Source organism: Orenia marismortui DSM 5156, from assembly GCF_000379025.1.
Taxonomy (GTDB): domain Bacteria; phylum Bacillota; class Halanaerobiia; order Halobacteroidales; family Halobacteroidaceae; genus Orenia; species Orenia marismortui.
Map to the genome: position 1 here is coordinate 46,334 of NZ_KB900623.1, position 21,757 is coordinate 68,090.

The 21,757-nt window shown below is 31.7% G+C and carries 20 protein-coding genes, 4 tRNA genes and 1 pseudogene; 24 read left to right on the forward strand and 1 reads right to left on the reverse strand.

Annotated elements, in window-relative coordinates:
- The 16 genes and pseudogenes from OREMA_RS19075 to OREMA_RS17885 form a co-directional block, all read left to right on the forward strand.
- A partial coding sequence (locus tag OREMA_RS19075; protein WP_083900135.1) for a hypothetical protein occupies window positions 1–3,154 on the forward strand: 3,154 nt, incomplete at its 5' end.
- Window positions 3,151–3,909, forward strand: a complete 759-nt coding sequence (locus OREMA_RS0113880; protein ID WP_018249715.1) for a phage distal tail protein — start codon at window positions 3,151–3,153, stop codon at window positions 3,907–3,909. The genes OREMA_RS19075 and OREMA_RS0113880, both read left to right, overlap by 4 nt.
- A 10-nt stretch (window positions 3,910–3,919) precedes the next feature.
- Window positions 3,920–4,513 (forward strand): hypothetical protein, encoded by a 594-nt coding sequence (locus OREMA_RS0113885; RefSeq protein ID WP_018249714.1) that lies wholly within the window; start codon window positions 3,920–3,922, stop codon window positions 4,511–4,513.
- A gap of 3 nt (window positions 4,514–4,516) precedes the next feature.
- The gene (locus tag OREMA_RS0113890) at window positions 4,517–4,756 is read left to right on the forward strand and encodes a hypothetical protein (protein WP_018249713.1); all 240 of its coding nucleotides are present in this window, start codon (window positions 4,517–4,519) and stop codon (window positions 4,754–4,756) included.
- Between the two features lie 141 nt (window positions 4,757–4,897).
- Complete coding sequence (locus OREMA_RS0113895) at window positions 4,898–8,431, forward strand: phage tail protein (RefSeq protein WP_018249853.1); 3,534 nt, start codon at window positions 4,898–4,900, stop codon at window positions 8,429–8,431.
- A 32-nt stretch (window positions 8,432–8,463) separates the two neighbouring features.
- Window positions 8,464–8,787: a hypothetical protein gene (locus OREMA_RS0113900; RefSeq protein WP_018249854.1), complete on the forward strand. Its 324-nt coding sequence runs from the start codon at window positions 8,464–8,466 to the stop codon at window positions 8,785–8,787.
- Between the two features lie 44 nt (window positions 8,788–8,831).
- Entirely contained in the window at window positions 8,832–9,227 is a 396-nt protein-coding gene (locus OREMA_RS17870; protein WP_018249855.1) for a DUF5675 family protein, read from the forward strand.
- A gap of 23 nt (window positions 9,228–9,250) precedes the next feature.
- The gene (locus OREMA_RS0113910) at window positions 9,251–9,541 is read left to right on the forward strand and encodes a hypothetical protein (protein WP_018249856.1); all 291 of its coding nucleotides are present in this window, start codon (window positions 9,251–9,253) and stop codon (window positions 9,539–9,541) included.
- A 460-nt stretch (window positions 9,542–10,001) separates the two neighbouring features.
- Complete coding sequence (locus tag OREMA_RS19340) at window positions 10,002–10,124, forward strand: hypothetical protein (RefSeq protein ID WP_018249857.1); 123 nt, start codon at window positions 10,002–10,004, stop codon at window positions 10,122–10,124.
- Window positions 10,125–10,389: 265 nt separating this feature from the next.
- Entirely contained in the window at window positions 10,390–10,572 is a 183-nt protein-coding gene (locus OREMA_RS0113925) for a helix-turn-helix domain-containing protein (protein WP_018249859.1), read from the forward strand.
- Between the two features lie 271 nt (window positions 10,573–10,843).
- Window positions 10,844–11,362, forward strand: a complete 519-nt coding sequence (locus OREMA_RS0113930; protein WP_018249860.1) for a Panacea domain-containing protein — start codon at window positions 10,844–10,846, stop codon at window positions 11,360–11,362.
- Window positions 11,363–12,127, forward strand: coding sequence for a glycosyltransferase (locus OREMA_RS19140; RefSeq protein ID WP_018249861.1), 765 nt, complete (start codon window positions 11,363–11,365; stop codon window positions 12,125–12,127).
- A gap of 164 nt (window positions 12,128–12,291) precedes the next feature.
- A complete protein-coding gene (locus OREMA_RS0113940; protein ID WP_018249862.1) occupies window positions 12,292–13,191 on the forward strand; it encodes a HipA domain-containing protein in 900 nt (299 codons plus the stop codon).
- A gap of 40 nt (window positions 13,192–13,231) precedes the next feature.
- Window positions 13,232–14,104 (forward strand): HIRAN domain-containing protein, encoded by an 873-nt coding sequence (locus tag OREMA_RS0113945; RefSeq protein WP_018249863.1) that lies wholly within the window; start codon window positions 13,232–13,234, stop codon window positions 14,102–14,104.
- Between the two features lie 3 nt (window positions 14,105–14,107).
- Window positions 14,108–14,518: a protein-export chaperone SecB gene (locus OREMA_RS18495; protein ID WP_018249864.1), complete on the forward strand. Its 411-nt coding sequence runs from the start codon at window positions 14,108–14,110 to the stop codon at window positions 14,516–14,518.
- Between the two features lie 290 nt (window positions 14,519–14,808).
- A pseudogene (locus OREMA_RS17885) lies at window positions 14,809–15,291 on the forward strand (sigma-70 family RNA polymerase sigma factor); the annotation flags it as partial.
- A 27-nt stretch (window positions 15,292–15,318) separates the two neighbouring features.
- Here the strand turns inward: OREMA_RS17885 and OREMA_RS0113960 are convergent.
- The gene (locus OREMA_RS0113960; RefSeq protein WP_018249866.1) at window positions 15,319–16,458 is read right to left on the reverse strand and encodes a hypothetical protein; all 1,140 of its coding nucleotides are present in this window, start codon (window positions 16,456–16,458) and stop codon (window positions 15,319–15,321) included.
- A gap of 481 nt (window positions 16,459–16,939) precedes the next feature.
- Here OREMA_RS0113960 and OREMA_RS0113965 point away from each other — a divergent pair, with 481 nt between their 5' ends.
- The 8 genes from OREMA_RS0113965 to OREMA_RS0114000 all read left to right on the forward strand — a co-directional run bounded on the left by OREMA_RS0113965 (window position 16,940) and on the right by OREMA_RS0114000 (window position 21,670).
- Complete coding sequence (locus OREMA_RS0113965) at window positions 16,940–17,137, forward strand: hypothetical protein (RefSeq protein WP_018249867.1); 198 nt, start codon at window positions 16,940–16,942, stop codon at window positions 17,135–17,137.
- 313 nt (window positions 17,138–17,450) lie between these two features.
- Complete coding sequence (locus OREMA_RS0113970) at window positions 17,451–18,641, forward strand: quaternary amine ABC transporter ATP-binding protein (protein WP_018249868.1); 1,191 nt, start codon at window positions 17,451–17,453, stop codon at window positions 18,639–18,641.
- Window positions 18,642–18,731: 90 nt separating this feature from the next.
- Window positions 18,732–19,697, forward strand: coding sequence for an ABC transporter substrate-binding protein (locus OREMA_RS0113975; RefSeq protein ID WP_018249869.1), 966 nt, complete (start codon window positions 18,732–18,734; stop codon window positions 19,695–19,697).
- Between the two features lie 101 nt (window positions 19,698–19,798).
- Window positions 19,799–20,635 carry an ABC transporter permease gene (locus OREMA_RS0113980; RefSeq protein ID WP_018249870.1) on the forward strand — a complete coding sequence of 279 codons (837 nt, stop codon included), beginning with the start codon at window positions 19,799–19,801 and terminating at the stop codon, window positions 20,633–20,635.
- 242 nt (window positions 20,636–20,877) lie between these two features.
- A tRNA-Lys gene (locus OREMA_RS0113985) sits at window positions 20,878–20,953 on the forward strand.
- 113 nt (window positions 20,954–21,066) lie between these two features.
- Window positions 21,067–21,142: transfer RNA gene (locus OREMA_RS0113990), tRNA-Glu, on the forward strand.
- A gap of 265 nt (window positions 21,143–21,407) precedes the next feature.
- Window positions 21,408–21,483: transfer RNA gene (locus tag OREMA_RS0113995), tRNA-Cys, on the forward strand.
- Window positions 21,484–21,581: 98 nt separating this feature from the next.
- Window positions 21,582–21,670 (forward strand) — tRNA-Leu (locus OREMA_RS0114000).
- The last annotated feature ends 87 nt before the right edge of the window (window positions 21,671–21,757 follow it).

The window sequence follows — 21,757 nt, forward strand, 5'->3', positions numbered from 1 at the left end:
TTTGAAGTTTGAAAGTATAGCTGATGGATTGCAGGAAACTCTTGCAACTGGTAATGCAGTTGGACAATTCGGAGAATTACTTGAAAGATCTGGGATTCGATTAGATGTTTTCAATAAAGGGTTACAGGAAGCCATCAAAAACGGGGAAGAGCAAAATTATGTTCTTCAAACACTTGCCAAAACAGGATTAGCAGATGTATATGAAAGCTACAGAAGAAACAATAAAGAGTTAGTAGAAAGCGCAGAAGCTAATTATAGATTGAAGCAATCCTTTGCTGAAATGGGGCAAGAATTAGAACCAATTATGACTAATATCAAAGAAGTCGTAGCAGAAACAGTCGGGGAATTCAATGAGTTAGATGAAAGTACAAAAGAATTGATAATCAAAGGCGCGGGAGTATCTGCAGCATTAGGACCAGTTGCTATTGTCCTTGGAGAGATCACAACGGCAGCTTCTATACTTATTCCTGTTATCGCAGGATTATCTGGTGCTTTTGCTCCTTTAGCGGTTGGTGGCGCTGCACTTGCTGGATTTATAGCCCTATGCGATTGGTTAAAGATCACAGAGGAAGAGACTCAAAAAGCTCTTAAAAAGACTAAAGATTTAGTAGGTGAATATGAGGATTTAACCGAAAAAGAGAAGCTGAATCGAGAAGAGAAAGAAAGATTAAGCGTTATAACAGAGAGATTAGCAATGAAATATCCAGAATTCATCGAGGGAATTGACTCAGAAACTGGGGCTCTTAAAGTTAATGTCAAAGAACTTGCAAAAAAAGTCAACCTGGAATGGATGTTGGCAAAAGTAAAGAAAAAGCAGAATGAACTAAAAGAAAAAGAACAGAGACTTGAAAGAAATGCTCCAGCTTTTGAAAGAAATGCAAAAGAATTAGAAAGAGCAATAGATTCTCAGATTAAATATGTAAGAGAACAATTTTCATTAGCTAGTGAAATGATAGGAGAGGAATTCGATAAGAATATATCTTTTGATGAAATATTAGAGAAAGTTAATAGCAAAGATTTTCAAGATAAATTAAAATTAAAACTTGCCGATCGAGGTCAAGCAGAATCTTTTTCTGTTTTCATGGAGAGTATCCAAGAAGTAATAAAAATGAAAGACCAATTAAATGAAGAAAAGATGTTCGAGAACAAAACTATCAAAAGCATTGATGAAACAAAAGATAAATTAAGCGAATTAGATAAGCTTATGAATAGTATGCAAAATGGTCTAATTTCTCCATCAGAAGCAGTTAATAAAATGAATGAAATCATGAAGAAGTCAAAAAATGTAGAAGAAGGAACTTCTGATAGATCAAGTAATGACAAAAAAGTCAAAAATCAAAAAGAAACTCAAAAAAAGTTATTAGCATTAGAAAAAGAATATCAAGACAAAATACTTCTTGAGAAAAAAGAAGGTCAAACCAAGGAACTAGAACAGATAAAACAATCTAGAGAAAAAGCAATTCAAGATGCCAAAGATCAAGCTAAAGAAGAAAAGGCCACAGAAGAAGAACTAAACCGAACTCTTTTAGCAATAAATGAACTTTACGACCTTAAAGAAAAAGAAGTAAAAGAAAAATACCTAAAGGAAGAATTTAAAACTAGAGTAGAACATGACAATAAATTGAGAAAACAGCGTGAGAAAAAGAATTCAGAAAGAATCAAAGCTGAATCTGAAGCATACCAAGCTGAAATTGAAGTAGGACAAAAGGCAGCAGAAAAGAAGAAAAAACTACTTGATAATCGAATGAAATATGATTACAAGCAAAATAAAATCAGTGCTGAAGATTATAAAAAATATCTTCAATCCAGATTATCAGAGTATAAGGAATATTCTGATGAATGGATAAGCACCAGAGAAAAGATAACAGAAATAGAGAAAGGCGAGATCGAGCAACAACAATCAGCTTGGGATGGATTCTTAGACAGATTAGAAGAAGGTAACTTAAGCAAAGCAGATCTAATTCAATCAACCTGGAAAATGGCTATTGATTCTATCAACGAATCATTGAGCACTACTAACGAAGAATTAGACAAGTTGGCTAATGCTGATATATCAAATTTAGTTGATAATTTCCAAAAATTTGGGAAAAGCACTGAAGGGACATGGAAAGCAATCGGATCAGCGGTTGGGACAATTGTTGGAAGTCCTGAGCTTGGCGAATTTGCTGCGGAAACGAATCTCAAAGTTTGGGATGAAATAAGTAGGCTGGGAGACAGAATTTTCGGAGGGGAAACATCTGCCGCTAATTGGAATAAGCAAGTCGGGCTTCTGAAAGAAGAATATCAAGATTTAGCGGGAGATCTAGTCGGTGATTTTGATTTGAATCTCCCAAGCTTAGCGGATTTGGTAGATGATGACATAGAAACTGTTACAAAGAAAATCAAAGATGGAGGATGGTTTCATTCTGACGATTGGGCCGAAGTGCTAAATTTCCCCGAATTCAAAGAAGCTTTCGACGAGCAGATTAAAAAAATCGAGGAAGAAATAGTTCCTAAATTACAGGATATTTTTTCTAATGTAAGTAATGGACTAAATAGTGCTTTTTCAGCTGATAGCTATACATCTTTCCTTAGTAGCTTTGGGAGTTCTCTTAAAGAGACTATCCTTAGCAATCTCAAAGAAGGATTCTTAGAATCACAAGCTATCCAACCGTTAATGAAAAAGTTGACAGGTACAATTTATGAAGCTACAAAAGACCAAGTCCTTGATGATAGCGAGAGAGAAGCAATCAAAACATTGTACGATCAGATAAGCAATGTGGCTGGGGACTTCTATACTGGATTACAGGAAATTGGTAATGATTTGAGTATAGATTTAGGGGTTGGTGATACAAGTAGTAGTTCTGGAGGTTCTCAAATCTCTGAAATTACAGGGTCTACTAGAGATCTCTTCACAGACTTATTAACCCCACTTGCTAATTTCCCAAGTTTGCTTAATATTAATGAAAGAATCTATAATCAACTTGTAGCAATGAGTCAAAATGGATTAGCTATAGCTGGAGCTGGTGGCTATGATGTGAGTGTTAGAATAGAGAATTTGAATGTAGAATCTCAATCTAACAGTAGTCAATCTATAGCAAGTGCTTCTGTAAGCGATATAGAATCAGCTATAGCAACTGCTATTGGCGATGGAAAGAGAGGCAGAGGTCAATGATTAAGTTGATTAATAGCAAGAATGAAGAAATGATACTCAATAGATACTTCTCCTTGAATGAGATCGAGTCAACAAAATCTATCAAGAGTCAAGAATTAGTCAGCAAAGATGGAGAAGAGTATCAAGGGAGCAAATACAATGCTAGGTCATTTGAGATTAAAGGTGCAATGATTAATACTACTGATTCTGAGCTATTAAGAGCAGAGGTTGATGAGTTGTACAATTTCCTTCAACATGAACCAATTAAGGTATATCGTAATAAAGATATAGATAGGTATATATCGGGATATATCAATTCCAATTCTAAGAATTGGCATCCTCTCGACAAATGGGTCAAGTTAGAATTTGAATTTCTAGCAGTTGACCCATTCTTCTATTCATCGGGAGAAACCAGAGGAGAAGCAATCAATAATATACTACACAATTTTCAAGTGGTTAATGATGGTAATATAGCGATTAATCCTACTCTGACTATTAATTTCAATTCTGCTACTACCACAGACCCTATAATCGCGAATTTAGAGAATGGCAATATAATCATTCTTAATGGTAATTTTGGAGCTGGTGATGAAGTTATAATTGATTGCGAGAGAATGATAGTCACCAAGAATGGCAGTAATGCTTTGAGTATAGTTAATGATGAGTTCTTGCTTGATAGTTTCAAGCTAGAAGCAGGAAGAAATGATATAGAATTTAGATGTGAGAATAGTGTTGATATGAGTTTAGTGCTATCTTACAAAAATAAATGGATATAGAGGTGATATTATGGGACAAAATTTTACTGAGACTCTTAACTTAGATGGCGATGGTAGAAGAATGACTACAATTGCTCAAACCAGAGATGGGAAAGAAGAGTTTCTTGGTATTGTGGCAGGTTACGAATATAACAAAAACTCTGGTCTTTGGTATCCTCCAGGAGTCTTGCCCGATGAAGATGTAGGGAAGCCGAGAATGGAAGTGTCGCAAAATGGTCAGATTGAGTCAACAAAGATGGCTAGTCGGAGTGGTGATTTGGCCACTTCGACAGAAGAAATTGTTGCTTCGATAAAAAAAGAAGTAATAGTTCATGATATAACAGCTTATTTTGAAGAAAGTACAACACCTTTGCGTTTTCGTTTAGAGTTCTGGAATGGTGCCACATGGGAACTGTATACTTTTCCATTATCACCAGATTATTTTGGGAGTGAAATAACACCAGGTACTTGTAGTCATAACGGTATATTTGAGCAAGTAGGGACAACGAATTTTATTAAAATGAAGAAAGAAAAATTACAAATAAAAGGAATAAGAATTGTCGCTGGCAATTATACTACTGCAGCTAAAAGACTTGATATTAGTATGCTATATTCGGAGGTGTAAAAGATGGAACAATGGATAAGAGACAACTTTGAAATCATAGAAAATAGTTGGAAAAACAAAGATGATATCCATGAAGATGCTTTTGAAGTTAACGGAAAAACATTAGCGCCAATTAGTTTTTTTATTGATAATTTTTCAGTAGAATTACCTGTAACTTTAGAAAAATTAAAGGCAAAAGATCCTGATGATAAACTAGGTTGGTATAATCACTTCAAAGATTGGCAAGAAAAAGGAATCATATAATGAAGTGGATAAGATTCTTGCCGCTATCACTATTTTTGTGGTTTCTTATCATTTTACTGATTACAAAACTGATATAGCACAATAGAGTAATATTGCGACACTTCTAAAAGGAGTGTTATTTTTATTTGAGGAGGTGAAATAGTGCAACAACTAAGGTTATTAGATAAGGACAGAAATCTACTAGCTATCTTTGATCGCCATGCAGGTTGGAAATTTGAATCAAAGATTAATGAAGCTAGTTCTATGCAGATTAATATTCCTAAGAATGACACAAAGTTAGAATCAGTCAAATTAGCAGAATTAATTAGAATTATCAAAGGTGACCGAGTGATCACAGGAAAGATCACAAAGAAAGAGCAAGGCGACCAGGTTGTCACTCTGAAAGCTATGACTGAGGAAATATTACTAGAAAGCAATATCTGTCCTGCTCAATATGGCCTAGTTTATCAAAATGTAGATTTAGCTGACTTTGCAAGGAATATTCTCAAAGGATGGGAAACTCTAAGAGTCAAATATCAATCAGAGTGGCAGGATGCTATTGAGACTTATCAAGTTGATTTAGATACTCTGCCAGGTAAGGTTATTTTGCAGAAAGATGAGAATGGCCAGTATTATTCAGATGGTTATATTACTCTTAGGTTTGATTCTAATAATATAGAAAACTTTGAGAAATGGGATAGAGCCAGATGGGTAAGTGATAATTCTGACCCTGTATCCAGTACTATTCAATACCGCACTGGTAATGATACATCTAATATGGGTACTTGGTCAGCAGAAGTTGTGGGAGCATTAACAGACCAATTAGGAGTCGCTCTTTCTGGTATAACTGATAGATATGTAGATATAAGAATTAATCTATATACAGATGATACTACAAGCGCCGATAACCAAGGTCAACCCGTAGGAGTCACCCCAATAGCTTTTGCATTAGAAATTATTGCTAGGACTACAGCAGAAGTACAAGAAGGCATTATCCCTATTAGCACTGGAAAGAAAGTTAAGAATATATCTGCTGATAATAGTAATGCATTAGAGCTGTTGGTACCAGCTTGCAATCAAGCAGGCTGGGAGTTTGAGGTAGTTGATGGAAAACTTAATCTAGCAGAAAAACTAGGAGAAGACAGGACTAACGATTTCGTATTACGGAATGGTACTAACATTAATGTAGAATCTCTTGGTGAAGATGATAGCAAGCTATGTAATTTGCTCCATGCATACGGACCAGGGGATGGAATTAATCGACCTTATGTTAAAAGAAAAGACGATACCAGCATAGGTAGATATGGCCATTATCCTAAGACTCTTGAGTTTGATGCAGTGGATAAGCAAGATCTAGAACAAAAAGCTCAAACTTATATCAATGCTCACAAGACTCCGATATCTGAATTCAAAGTACAAGCTATATTTCCGAAAGAGAATGAACCATACTTTGCTATCGGAGATACAGTTAAGGTAGTAGATCCAGAATCACAAATAGTTACTACTGCTAGAATCATGCAAGAAAAAAGAATTTATAACGACAAAGGAATTGAGATAGAGTTGCATCTCAATAATCCTCGTAAGTCTCTCTATGATGCACTTGTAGGAGATGAAGAGAAGTCAGATAGTGATGAGTTGGAATTGACTGTACCTCAAGGGCTTAGAGTTTTGCCTGCTCAACCAGGTCTATTAGTGTATGTCAATCCTTATACTAATAGCCGAGCTACTGGTGTAGAAATTCACATCGGTACTAGTAGTGGGTTTGAAGCAAGTAGCAAGACTTTGATTAGAAAAGGGCAGGGGACTCAATGGTATCTTAATAAATTGACTACTGGTAATAGATATTATATCAAAGCTAGAAGTTATGATGTTGATAAGAATTATAGCGATTTTACAGAAGAAGTTTCGGCTATAGCTGGATTCATTGAAAAACAGCAACTTAATCCAGAATTATCTCAAGATATAGACTATGCTAAGAGTGAAGCTGATGTAGTCCAGGCTAATAAGGATGCTTGGAATTTGGCCAGAGATGAAGTGTTCCCAGAAGGGATAGAGAATACAAGCTCAATTACAGAAAATGAAGAAGAAATATCTAATATGCTATTAACTCTTAATAGTGATAATGATGATCCTGCTCAATTCAGTTCAATCAAGCAGACTGCCGAATCTATCCTTAATATAGTTAGTGTGTTAGAGAGTGATCCAGAAGATGCCAATCAATATTCAGCTATTAAGCAGATGTTAAATCAGATCCAACTAAGAGTAGTGAAAGATGAATTAATATCTCAAATTAACTTATCTCCTGAAAGCGTGAAGATTCAAGGGAATAGAATTGTGATTACAGGGGACACAGTAGTTGAAGATGGTGCATTGAGTACAGAAAAATTGATAGTAGGTCAGCAGATTCCTATGAGAAAGCCAAATGCAGCCCAGTTATTCCACTTTGATAGAAGTTTTCTAAGCACTGATGGAGTACAAGCTCAATTTTCAGATTCTAGCTATCAGCTTATAGAAGGAAAATTTGGGAAAGCTCTAGATTTGCAGACTAGCTCAATGTCTGTTCCTCTTGGATTCACTAATGATTATACAATTGTATTTTATTTCTGGGATGGTTCAGATTGGGTCTATGTAGCCAAGAGGTCAGATGGCAGAGTGTTTAGCTGGAGAATTATTGAGTTATGGAGTGTCTGGGGTATTCCTGGATATCAACAAGAAATTCTGAATGTTGAAATTGATGTTAGTTGGATTAATATAGATGCAAATGGAGACTTGCAGGTTAATGCAGGATATAAGATTGATGAATTAATGATAGTTCCTGAGGTAGTTGATGAAGATTCAATCTATAGCTGGTACAAGTCAGATGCACCTTTTGTGGATTCTCAGAGTGTAATCGGAGCTGGGAAAGGCGATGTGATAATAAGCGAAGAAGGTATCATTGTAAATAATGGGAAATTACAGCTTAACGGTTCTGTTGCTCCAGATGCAGGAGATGTAAGTCAAGCTGCTAAAACTGCTGATTGGCATAATGTTACAGGGACAGGAAAACCTGCTGATAATGCTGATAAAACCTCAGAAAATTACTCAAAAGACCAGCATAATTTCAACAATAAATCAGGAACAGCCGGTCAAGGCGGGGTTATACTTGACTCTCAAGGATTAAGAAGTAAAAATGATCAATTTAAAATAGATACCGGGGGTAATGCTTATTTTGGAGGTGAATTGCAAGCAGCTACAGGAACATTTGCCGGAAATGTTACAGCTGGAGGGATAATTAGTTATGGCAATCTTAATATTAGTTATGCTGTGGCTAATTCAGTATCATCCGGCACACTTATTGCCACACCTTTTACCCAAGATGGCTATAATGAAGTTGAGGTAGACATAGTTATATATTCTGATGGCGAAGGAGTTATTGATGTTAAATTTCAGCACAATCAATTAAATACTTTAGTGGGCGGTACTTTAGTAGGCATACAAGATGTAAATGGTACTTGGAAAGAAAAATTTGGGGATCTTGGGTCTAGATATTCCATTGCAGTAGAACTTTTTGAAAACGGAGTAATTGTACCCTGTACATTTGGAGCGACTTTGGTTACCGAGAATTCCACAAGAATACGTTTGGAAGTAACTAATGCTCATGATTATGAAGGGACTCATACAATAAAAATGAGAATGAAAAGACAGGCTATTAAATAATTAAAAGTTTGTGCTTAAGGGGAGGGATAAAATTGAAAGAGGATGGCTATAAATCAGGTAGATGTTTGAAACATATGGATCTAATACAAGCAAACAAAGATGCTATAGAGAAACTAACGGCAAATCAGGAAGAGGATAAATCTGATATTCGTAAAATTAAAGAGCAATTAGAAGCCTTGGGGAATGGCGGTTTTAGAAAAATGGTTATGGAGCAAAACAAGAAATTGATCGAAGAATTTCTTAAACGAGATGATAAAGAAAGAGAATATAATATTCAAAAATGGAAGGTTATTGCTGGGGTTTTGGGAGGAAGCTCAGTAGTTGCTTTAATACAATTAATAGCTAAAATGCTTTAGATACCGGAAGGTGTCTTTTTTATTTTTTGAAAGGAGGTGATTAAGTGAATGAGATTAGAGTAATTCGTAAAGAAGAAACAGGTGAAGCTACATTGGGTGAGATTTATGTTGATGGAGAGAAAATTGGCCATACTCTCGAACCGCCGTGGAGACAGAACAAAGCTAATGAGTCTTGTATCCCTCCAGGAGAATATAATGCTTTCATTAGAAAGAGAGGGTCTAGTAGGTGGAATTATGATGTGATCCAGTTAGAGGAAGTATTTAATCGGAGTGCAGTTCAGATCCATATAGGTAATTATCCTAAGAATACTAGAGGTTGTATTTTGGTTGGCAAAGGAAAAGGCAAGAATGCAGTTTGGAGCAGTAGAGATGCTTTTGAGGATCTAATGTCTAGGCTAGGCAAGGAAGAATTGAAAGTTGTTGTAGAATATGACAACTAAAAAAATTGAGAGGATGATTAAACATGAATATTGCTAATGTATTAGGGTTTGTTAATAGCGGGATTGGCCAAGTTATTGTTTATGGTATTTGTTTTGGGGCTATGTGGTTTATAGATAATAAGTATAATAAAAGAAAAGTTTTAAAAGTTGCTTATAATGTTGTAGATAAAGTGGAAGATGTAACAGAAGAGGGAACAACGGTTGATAATTTCTTAGATCAATTTGTTAAGGCCTATGAAGATTTATTTGGTAAGCAACCAAGTGCCGGGGAATTAAAGACAGCAGCTGATATAAAAAAGAAATTAGTGGAGTAATCAAGACTAGATCTTCAGGTGAATTAGTTAATGATCTGGTAAGTGATTTAAGAAAAGATCATGATATAGATAAGCCATTTCAGTTAATTGATAAGAGAGAATAGCAGGAGTATAAAGAAAAATCTAGAATATAATATGACTATATCCTCCTTTGGGGTTGATATAGATTGCCCTTCCTTAATTGGGAGGGCTTTTGTTATTTTTTGTACTTAATTAATTGCTAATAGCTTATATACCAGTGTTTATGGCCATATATTAATTAAATATCTTAATGTAAGTAGATTCAATTTTTGAATTCTAATTAAAATTAATTAATGATAACTGTTAGATACTTATATTACAATGATTATAAGTTGATTAACATATATTAAAAAATGATGGAAAAGATGGCAAAACAGCTTGACAAAATACACGAATTAGTGTATAATGTATATAGAACATGAGGGAAGGAGGTGAGTAGATGGGGTGGTTGAAAGACATTTTGGTGATTGCCGGTTTAGCCTTTACTATCGCTCAAACGATAGATAAAATCCTAGATATCATCAAAAAATTTAAAGAGCTTACCTCTCAAAATGAGAAGTAAGCCACACACTAGGGAGGGTTTTCCCTCCCACCTAAAACCATTCTATCAAAACATTATGAGAAAATCAATAGCGACCTCATTGGTATTTCTATTTATTGCTTTTATTTTTGCATTAGATAAAAATTGGTGGGGGACTGGCATATTTGTCTTTAATGCAGCTTCAGTTGCATTGATAGATTTTTTTAAAAAGTAATAAAGAATATTAAGCAGTTGCCCGCTCTGCTGCATCAAAAGCGGGGTAAATTAAAAAAAGAGGGGGATATAAATGAATATTATTGATGAAGTTTTGACCATATCAGAAGCAGCAGAAAAATATAATAAAAGTACTAGTACTTTAAGACGTAATTTTGATAGAGGTGTAAGCTTTAAACATGGAGTTGATATAAGAAAGAGTGGCAGTACCTGGTTAGTAACTAAAGCAGCAATGGAAAGAGAATATGGAGAATAAAAAAAGAACTCACTCTTTACAAAGAAAGAGTGAGTTATGATATCATTATTGTTTATAAATTAAAATTGTAGGTTTAAAATATGCAGACACAATATGTAGTGTAAAAATATAAATAATCCACTACATATGGGTATTGATAATCATTATTAAAAATGGTAAAATATAATAAAGTAGATAATTATTATTTATAACACTTTTCTTATAATTGTCCTTTTCTTTGGATATTACTAGTATATTATTAGTAGTATAAAACTATTAAGGAGGTGTTATAATGGGAGATATAATCCCACTACATCGAGGGGGAGAAAAAATGGCTAAAATAACTTATTATGATATTGCGGATTATTTTATATCATTTTCTAATGTAACAAATGATTTAATTACAAATTTAAAATTACAAAAATTAGTTTATTATGCACAAGCTTGGCATGTAACGATATTTAAAAATAGATTATTTGAAGGTGATTTTCAAGCATGGGTACATGGTCCTGTACTGCCTTCTTTATATGATGATTATAAAAAATTCAGATGGAAACCAATTGAAAGAGATGATTTAGATGAAAAGTCTTTACAACAAATTAGGAATAAAATAGGTGAAGAAAAGACTGAGTTTATGGAAGAATTGATAGAAGAATATTTTACTCTTAGTGCTTATGAGTTAGAGAGGTTAACTCATGAGGAAGAGCCATGGAGAAAGGCGAGAAAAGGGTTAAGTCCTGATCAACCATCTAGTAGAGAAATTCAGATTAGATGGATGAAAGAATATTATGATAAATTTAGGGAAATCTAAATGAGCAAATTAGGTATTAGCAAAACTCCGATTAAATCTAAAAGCAATCAATATAAACGTTCTAAAGAAGAAGTGCTTGCTAATTTAGAAGAAAATATAGCCTTTTCCTTTAAATATCTTAAATTCAGTAATAAATTTACTATAAGCGAATGTGACACACATTATTTTGATCGACTTTTAAGAAGGCTTCAACTTTTAGGGCGGATGAAAATGGAAGATTTTCTTGATAAAAAGAAGTATATTCAAATCTTAAGAAATCATAGAACCGATTGGGATAAAGAAGGAGTAACAGAGGACGGGTTTGGCCTATCATTAAGGGATGATATATCGGATGAACCTTGGCAATTTTCTGCTACAGGTAATAATAAGCACGGAAGAGTTCATGGTTTTATTATAGGTAATGTATTCTATATAGTTTGGTTAGACTATAATCATAATTTAGATATTGGGAAAGATGGCAAGTGGAAAGTAGATCTCTCTAAAAGAACACCAAGAGCTAAATTGTTGGAAGAAATATTTACACCTGCCAGGGAAGAGGTTTATTTTAGCAATCCTGAAGAAATTAATAAAATAATAGATTATTATGTGGAAAAGTGTGATGAATGTGAAGCTTATATAGATATAGGACAATTTTGGTATCACTGTGTATTTTGTAACGAAAAAACAGATGAAGATTTATTAAAAGTTAATGGTGTACATATTTGTTATGGTTGTTTAGAAAAAATTAAAAAAATAGATGTTAAAGAGTCTGAAGAATCAGCGTAATAATTATACATAGTGTCAAATTCAATTTATTTAATATTTTCAGAAACATACATATGTTACATAAAAAATCAAATAAATTAAAGGAGTTTAAACTTTAATACATAAATAGAGTAAATACATAATGAATAAAAGCATCTTTACTATAATATTATTGGTGGGATCTTATGGAGGAAAGTAGTTATGATATAATAAATTTAAATAAAGAAAAAAAATGGCAAAAAACAGGAGAGGCTTTCACTGGTAAAAGTGACTCTTATTGGATACAAAATGTTGTTAATAGACAGAAAGCTATATTAAAGATTCCTAAAGAACAAGAACGAGAAAATTCAATTGGCTATTCTGGCGAACATTTAGCTGAAAAATTAGCTTCAGAAATAGGTTTAAAATTAGGTTTGAATATGCCTGAAATAGATTTAGCCATTTATGATAATATAGAATGTTGTATAAGTTATTCTTTTTGTCAAGCGGGCGGTGTGGAACTTAAGGAAGGTCGAGAGATTTTAATACAAGATATAACAGAAAATGAAAATAGAGATAAATATACTGTAGAAAATATAGTGAGCCATTTACATGAATATGGATTAGTAGAAGAATTTGTTGAAATGATGCTTTTTGATGCCTTGGTGGGGCAACAAGATAGACATGAAGAAAATTGGGGAATACTCAATTGTCCAGGTGATCCTGTTAATAGGTATCAATTTGCTCCTATTTATGATAATTCTTCATGTTTAACAAGAGAAGTGCATAGATATAAGCATGGTATTAATATAAAACTATATAATTCTGAGCATTTTAAATCTTATTTAAGAAGATCAAAATCATTAATAAGGATAGAATCTAATAATACTCATACTATATCACATTTTGATATGGTAGAATATTTATATGATAAATATCCCGAATTATGTATTTCTTTTAACGACAAGTTAAAAGGTATAACTAAAAAAGAAATAGAAGATATTATATCTAAGATACCTAGTGGTTTTATTTTAAATAATCATAGGAAAGTTATTTTAAAAGTCTTCTGTGCACGAAAAGAAAAAATTATGAATATAATAGAATAAGTTGGGAATGCTAACGTGAAGAAAAGGAGGATTAAATATTATGAGTAAATACGAACATAATGGAGAACTTATTTTAACTTGGAAAAGTCCTTTCTCTAAAGAAAGAATTCCAATCGGAGAACTATGGGAAGAAAGTGGTTTATTCAAATTCAAATATATCCAGGGTTCTGATTGTGAAGAAGGGAATGTTGAATTAGCAATTAAACACGGTTTCATTCCTTTTGGTTCTTTAGAAAATTTAACAAGAGAATATAGTTCTGAAGAGATGTTTACATCTTTTTTAAATAGATTGCCTATTGATTGTCGCGATAATGATCCGCTAAAAGTTTTGCATGAAACAGGAGGAGAGTTAGCTACTGATTCATTGAAGTTTATGAAAAAGTATAACTTAAAAGTAAAAGAAGTTAGTTTAAAGATGAGGGTTTCTGGATTTGAATTCATTGTTAAAGAAGAGGTTTTAAATACTTTGACAAGATATACAGAAATTATTTTAGAATTTGATAAAGACAATTTATATGATACTAGTTCTATCGAAGTGTTAACAAAAGGATCTAAAAATAAGTTGGGCTATATTCCCGATAAATATAAAGAATATATTATCCCGTTGGTGGAAAATCAAAATTATAATATCAAAATTAATAATTTAAATAATAAAGATTTATTAATTGAAGTTTCTGGCAATATGATGGGGATTGACTCAAATAAAAATTCTAGTTTGAATTATGATTATCAAGATATGAAGGATTATTTATGTGATAATCCTGTGGTTGATGAAAGTAAATTTGAAGGAAGAGAAGAGTCAAATTTTAGCTATAATAATATAGAACATAATTTTTTGAGGACAAGAACTGATATCAGTAGTGAATTTGTTGATATTCAAAGTGATGTTGATTTTGGATTGGAGGCTGCTTAAAAGATGACAAATAATGCAAAAAGTCAATTTTATTTTGATGATTATAGAATTGAAAATATTAACTTTGAAATGAATAATGATTTTAAAAATGGAGATGTAGATGTCGATTTTGATGCTGATTTTAATTTAAATATTTATGAGGAAGAAAATAAAGGTTTATTAAATATAGAGGTTAAATTCTGGGAAAATGCTGCTAAAGACAGTTATCCCTTTGAACTAAGCATTAGTATTATAGGTGTATTTTCTTCTGACCCTAGCATGGACAAAGAACAATTTGAGACAATGTGCAAATATAATGGAGCAGCAATTTTATTTCCTTATATAAGATCTGCTATAACAGATATAACTAAAGTAGCTAATCTACCATCATTAATTTTACCTACTATAAACATAAGAAGACTTATAGATCAATAATATATTTTGTTTTTTTATTAAATTTACTGCTAAGTTAAGCCTCCTAAAATAATAGGAGGTTTTTGTGGTTTGGGAATATTACTAATTCTTCAAAGTTGTGTTATGATAGAATTTATTATATCAATATAAATAAAACTAACAACATATTGTCTAGTATTAAGAATAATATTTTTTAAAATTAATCAGCACTTTTTGTAATAAAAGATATAATATAATATAGATAGTTTTATTTTTCTTAACTATAGAGATAAAACCATCTATATTGTAATAATAATACTTTAGTTAATGCTAAAGAAGATAATGAAGATCTTATTTCCATTGGTACTATTGGTTTGATTAAAGCAATTGATAGTTTCAACCCTAATAAGAATACCAGATTAGCCACTTATTCAGCTAGATGTATTGAAAACGAAATTCTGATGCATTTAAGAAAGACTAAGAAGTTGAATAATGAAAAACTAATGCATGAACCAATTGGCTCTGATAAAGAAGGTAATGAAATAAAATTGATGGATATTTTAGGTACTGCAATAGATGTTGTTAGTGATAAGGTTGAGTCTGCTATAAAAAAAGAAAAATTATATGAGAAATTAAAGGAGTTAGATCCTAGAGAGAGAAAGGTATTAGAATTAAGATATGGATTAAGTGATGGAGAAGAAAAGACACAAAGAGAAATTGCAGAAAGGTTAGATATATCACGCTCTTATGTCTCTAGAATTGAAAAAAAAGCTGTTAATAAATTGCATAAGAAGTTTAATATAGAAGGCTACTAGATTATTTCTAGTAGCCTTTTATTACTTTTATTTATTAGTAACTATAATTTTTATAGCTCTAGTTTGAGGTGGGAGACTCATGGTCATTATTTTAGAATGATGTGCTTCTATTTTCATTCCTACTTTTAAATCTTTAAATTTGATTTTAGTGTTAGTTTTTTCATCTAATAATTTAGTATCTTTATTAATAAATAATTTTATTCCTTCAAAATTTTTAGCATTATCCAGTTTATTAACCAGCAAAATATAATTGTTTTCATTATGTTCTCCGATTTTTTTGATATATCCTGTAGCTATTGGATTGGATTTTTGGTCAATAGAATATTTTAAAAGAAAGGTATTATAGCTTACCTCTTTTAAAATCCATTTATTATTATGATAAGACCAAATAGATTCAATTTTAGAGATTTTATCGGAATTGCTACTTCCGACTATTTGCTGTATTCCTTTTAGTTCATATTTGCCATCATGATCATAATCTACTGTTTCTAATTTGCTAAAAGGGTTAGCATAAGGTCGAATTAAAATTCTTTTGATTAAGTTGCCTTTTTTATCATAAATTTTTTGTTTAATATAGTTTTCTTTATTTATACTAATATCGAGAATTGATTCTTTCTGTAAATCTATAAAGTTTAATTTTGCTTTAAAGTTTGGGATAAATTGACCACTAACCTTTACTCCTTGATTATTATCTGCATCAAAAATCACTTTAGCTTTTCCATCTTTGAAGCTAGCAATTAGATGATGATAAATACCACCACTCCCACCGCTATTAGCTGAAACCATAACGTCTGCGACTTTATCTCCTGTAAGTTCTTTAATTGTTAGTTTAGGTTCATAGCCACTAAAATTATCGTATGTTGCTTTAAGATATTTTTGCTTTTTACTTTCTTGTACTATAATTAATAAACTATCTCTAAAAGTACTTTTGTTGTCATCCAATTTAGATCCTAACAAGATAACATTATCTTTATTTCCATCACCAGTTACATCAACTGCTTTGGATTCAATAATTTCTGTCTGTTCACCTAAATTAAGTTGTGCCAATAATGCTTTTTTATCAATACTTAATTTATCACTTGATTTTTCTCCTTGACTACAAGCTGTTAGTGCCATAATTATTAAAATTGATAATATGATGGTTAGTATTTTATTATAGTTTTTCACCTAATCCCTCCTGTATTTTTACGTATACACTAATATTATATCATGAATTATTTGATCTGATTATTGAAATAATAATAAATATTTTAGATTAGGAAGAAGAAAAATTGATAAGACTTAGATTTTAAAGAGAGATGTTAAAATTAAGATATAGATTATGAAATAATATAGACAAACAAATTTAGAATGAAATCCAAATATTTCTCTATAGAAAGATAAAGCGACAGTTTTTATTAGCTGCTAGCTACTGGCTTCTAGCCTTTAGCTTTTAAGGTCTTAGCTAATAGCAGATTTATCACGAAGGGTTTATGATTTTCGAACCCGTAGGAACAGCTAAAAGATAGTAGCAAAAGTGTCTCTTTATCCCCGTTCAATTTCACTTTAGGATTGGATAATCTATATTGTGTATTAAATATCAAGAATTTTGCACACAATTTATATTACTTGCATATTATAATATAATAGGATTTCAAGGAGGAGAAGAATGAATAAAAACTTATTAACAATTAATCGTTATGTAGATTTAGATAACTCCAATTCATTGCATTTAATAGAAGAAATTCGTTCATTTATTAGGAAGGCTAAAGAGATAAATCCTAAATTAAAATCTTATCACTTATATGATGTGGGTTTTATACCTAAGTCTGATTTGATTTTAGTAAAGTTATATTTTTGGAATTAATTATTAGAATGGATTTTATAGAGTAAATAGGATTACTGTAGCATTAATTTTATTTATTTGTAAATTTGATCAATGGCAAGGGGTAATTATTATGAACTTCTTTGTTAGCTTAAATATGGATGTTTGACAAAGTTCCTAAAATGTTATATTATTTATAACTGTTGTGACTAAGCTATTAATAAAATGTTTCTCAAATTTTAATTATAATTATTTAAAGACTTTGGAATAATCTATTATTCCAAAGTCTTTTTATTATGTAAGTATTTTTTAGTTTCAGTTTATATTATCAATCCCAAAATAGGAGGTTGCATAAGTGAGTAAGATAGAGGTTAAAAACTTGTATAAGATATTTGGAAAGAATCCTCAAAAAGGTGTTGAATTGCTAAATAAGGGATATAGCAAAGAGGAGGTATTAAAAGAAACAGGTTTAACTGCAGGAGTTAATAATGTTAGCCTTGAGATTAAATCTAAAGAAATATTTGTTATTATGGGTTTATCTGGAAGTGGAAAATCAACATTATTAAGATGTTTAAACCGACTAATTGAACCTACAGCAGGTGAGGTTAGGGTAGATGGGAGAGACTTAACTACTTTAGATAAGAATGAGTTGCGTCAAATTAGAAGGGAAAAGTTTGGCATGGTCTTTCAAAATTTTGGTTTATTTCCTCATAGAACTATTTTAGAGAATACGGAGTTTGGCTTAGAAGTTCAAAATGTTGATGAGGTTGAACGAAGAGAAAAATCCAAAGAAGCTTTAGCGCAAGTTGGATTAGCTGGCTGGGAAAATAAATATCCTGATGAATTGAGTGGTGGAATGCAGCAAAGGGTAGGATTAGCTAGAGCCTTAGCTGTTGATCCAGATATATTATTAATGGATGAGCCTTTTAGTGCTTTAGATCCTTTGATTAAAAGGGATATGCAAAATAAATTATTAGACTTGTTTGAAGAGATGGATAAGACTATCATTTTTATTACTCATGATTTAGATGAAGCACTAAAATTAGGAGATAGGATTGCTATTATGAAAGATGGTGAAGTTGTTCAAATAGGAACTCATGAAGAAATATTAACTAATGCTAAAAATGCATATGTACGTGAGTTTGTTAAAGATGTAAATCGTTCTCGATTATTGACTGCTGCAGATGTAATGGTTGATCCTTTAGACTTAGTTTATACTAATCATCAAGATGGTCCAAGAGCTGCTATGAGAAAGATGGAGCATAATCAGATATCTAGTATTTTTGCAGTAGGCAATAATAAAGAATTCCAAGGTCTAATTAGAATGGAAGAGACATTAGAAGCTATTGAGGATAAAGAAGAAGATATATTAGAGCTGGTTAATGAAATTCCAACTGCCAGCCCAGAAGATAATATGGATGATTTATTTGCTAAGATTGCTGATTTAGATTGTCCACTACCAGTAGTAGATGAATCTAATAAATTATTAGGTCTGATTGTTAAAAGTACTGTATTAGCTAATTTGGCAGGGGAAGATATAGTTTAAAAAATATATTTTCAAATGACTTTTAGCTATTAAGAAAATTAATATTTATTTAAATTGTAATAATTATAAATTAGGAGGCTAATAAAATATATGTTATTAAAAAAGAAGTTTGTATTGTTTTTAAGTTTAGTATTAATACTTTCGTTGGCATCTGCTTGTACGCAACAAGGAAGTTCTAAAAAGGCAAATAAAGAGTTAGCAGTAAAGCAGAGTAAAGTTAGTTTTGGTTATGTAAACTGGCCAGGAGTAACTGTTAAGACCGAAGTTGCTAAAGAAGTTTTAGAAAGTCTAGGTTATGAGGTAGAGACTAGTAGCTTAGGTGAACAAGTAATCTTTAAAAGTATGGAAAATGATGAGTTAGATGCATTCTTAGGGAATTGGATGCCTTCAATGAAAAATACTTTTGAACCTTATCAGAAGAAAGGTGTTATTGAGAATGTACGTTTGAATTTAGATCAAGCCCTTTATAAAACTGCTGTACCAAAGTATGTTTGGGAAGCAGGAGTTAAATCTATGGCAGATTTGAATAAATATGCTGATAAATTTGATCATCAAATAATCGGATTAGAAGCAGGAAATGCAGGAAATATAATTATTAAAAATGCAATTGATAATAATACTTATCAACTTAAGGATTGGGAGTTAATGTCTGGTAGTACTGCTGCAATGTTAGCTACAGTAGAAAGAGCTACTAAGAAAAAGGAATGGGTTGCTTTTCATGGTTGGAAGCCTCATTGGATGAATATTAAATATGATTTAAAATATTTGGAAGACCCAGAAGGTATTTGGGGTGAAGAAAGTGAAGTATATACAGCTGCTCGTCCAGAGTTAAAAAAAGAAGCACCAAACTTTTATAAGTTCTTAGAGCAGTTTAATGTTAGTTCAGAGATTCAAAGTGGATGGATATTAGAATATCAGAAGAAAGGAAGACCAGCAGAAGAAGTTGCTCAAGAATGGATTAAGAATAATAATGACCTTATTCAAGAATGGGTAGTAGGTATGACTACAGTAGATGGAAAAGATGCTGTAGAGACTATTAAAAATAAGCTTAACTGATATATAGGTGAAATAAATTAGAATAATAACTAATTCTAAACAATAGAATGCAGTTATTATTCTAATTTTTCTTAATTATTAAAAGGAGGTATAAAATAGGAATGTCTATAATTGATATACTGTCTACTAAAATACCTATAGGGAACTGGATAGAAAATATAGTTGATTTTATAATTTTAAATTTTAGTGGACCTTTAGATCTATTTTCAGAAGTAATTGGTTCTATAATTGGTAGTTTTGAAAGTGTTTTATCTTTTGGTCATCCATTATTATTTATTATAATTTTTGGTTTAGCTACTTGGAAGTTTAAAAAAGATATTAAGTTAGCTGCTTTTATTGTGTTAGGATTTATATTGGTATTAAATCTTAGAATGTGGGATCCATTAATAACTACAATGGCTTCAATACTTACTTCAGTATTTGTCTCTCTTGTATTGGGAATTCCAATTGGAATTTTAAAGGCTCATAGTAGGATGGTGGATATTATAACTCGTCCAATATTGGACTTTATGCAAACTATACCACCCTTTGTATATTTAATCCCTGCCTTAATGTTTTTTGGTTTAGGGAATGTATCAGGGGTTATCGCTACAGTAGTCTTTGCTATTGCTCCACCAATTCGTTTAACTAATCTAGGTATTAGACAAGTATCTGATGAGTTAAAAGAAGCAGGTAGATCTTTTGGGTGTACACCACTGCAAATGTTATATAAGGTAGAATTACCTTTGGCTTTACCGTCAATTATGATGGGAGTTAATCAATGTATTATGCTTTCTTTATCTATGGTTGTAATTTCAGCAATGATTGGAGCAGGAGGACTAGGTAAGCCTGTTTTACGTTCATTATCAACAGTTGATATTGGTTTAGGATTTGAAGCGGGATTAGGCGTGGTTATCTTAGCTATGATATTAGATAGATTATTCAGTCGAGATGTGTAATTATAGTAGTATAAAATTATTAAGTAAGAATAGCAAGATTGCTATTCTTACTTAATCCAAATTATTTATAAACAATTTGAATTAATCTCTTGACAAAATATAAGGAATGTATTATTATTTATAAGTGCGTTAGGGAAATATTTAAATTAAATTTTATTTATTTCTTGACATTTTTAAGAAAGTATTATAACATTTATAAATGTTGAAGGAAATTGCAAAACATTTTTTAAACATGAATTTATGGGCCATTAGCTCAGTTGGTAGAGCATCTGACTTTTAATCAGGGTGTCGGAGGTTCAAATCCTCCATGGCTCACCATTTTAAATCAATTAGCAATGTATAATTGATAATTGATAATTGATAATTGATAATTAATAATTAAAGGTCCTTTAATTATAGATTTTAAATTATTAATTATAAATTAATCCTATGCCCCCATCGTCTAGTGGCCTAGGATAACGGGTTTTCATCCCGTCGACAGGGGTTCGAATCCCCTTGGGGGTACCATATAAAATTTATAATCTTACGGAGAGTTTTTAGGTTTTCAAAACTCGTAGGGGTACCAAAATAATTTAAGATTTCACGAAGGGTTTTTGTTTTGAAAAACCCGAAGGGGTACCATATAAAATTTATAATCTTACGAAGGGTTTTTGTTTTGTAAAACCCGAAAGGGTACCAAAATACTTTAAGATTTCACTGAGTGTCTTGACTTGTAACATTTGTTCAAGTAAATGAATAAGATTATAATATAAAGAAATTAAATACTAAATATGGTGGCATAGCCAAGTTGGTAAGGCAGAGGACTGCAAATCCTTTATTCCCCAGTTCGAGTCTGGGTGCCACCTCCATAACTTAATTTATAATGTATAATTAATAATTGATAATTAAAAGCATAAATTATTTTCAATTATACATTTCACATTATAAATTTTAAATTAAATATTATGCCGAGGTGGCGGAATTGGCAGACGCATCGGACTTAAAATCCGGTGGGCTTTTATGCCCGTGTCGGTTCGAACCCGACCCTCGGTACCATCTTATTATACTGATTTTAATCAGTATTTTTTTATTTTTTGCTATTAATAATTTTAATATGTGATTTATTAGTTAATAGTTAGCAAC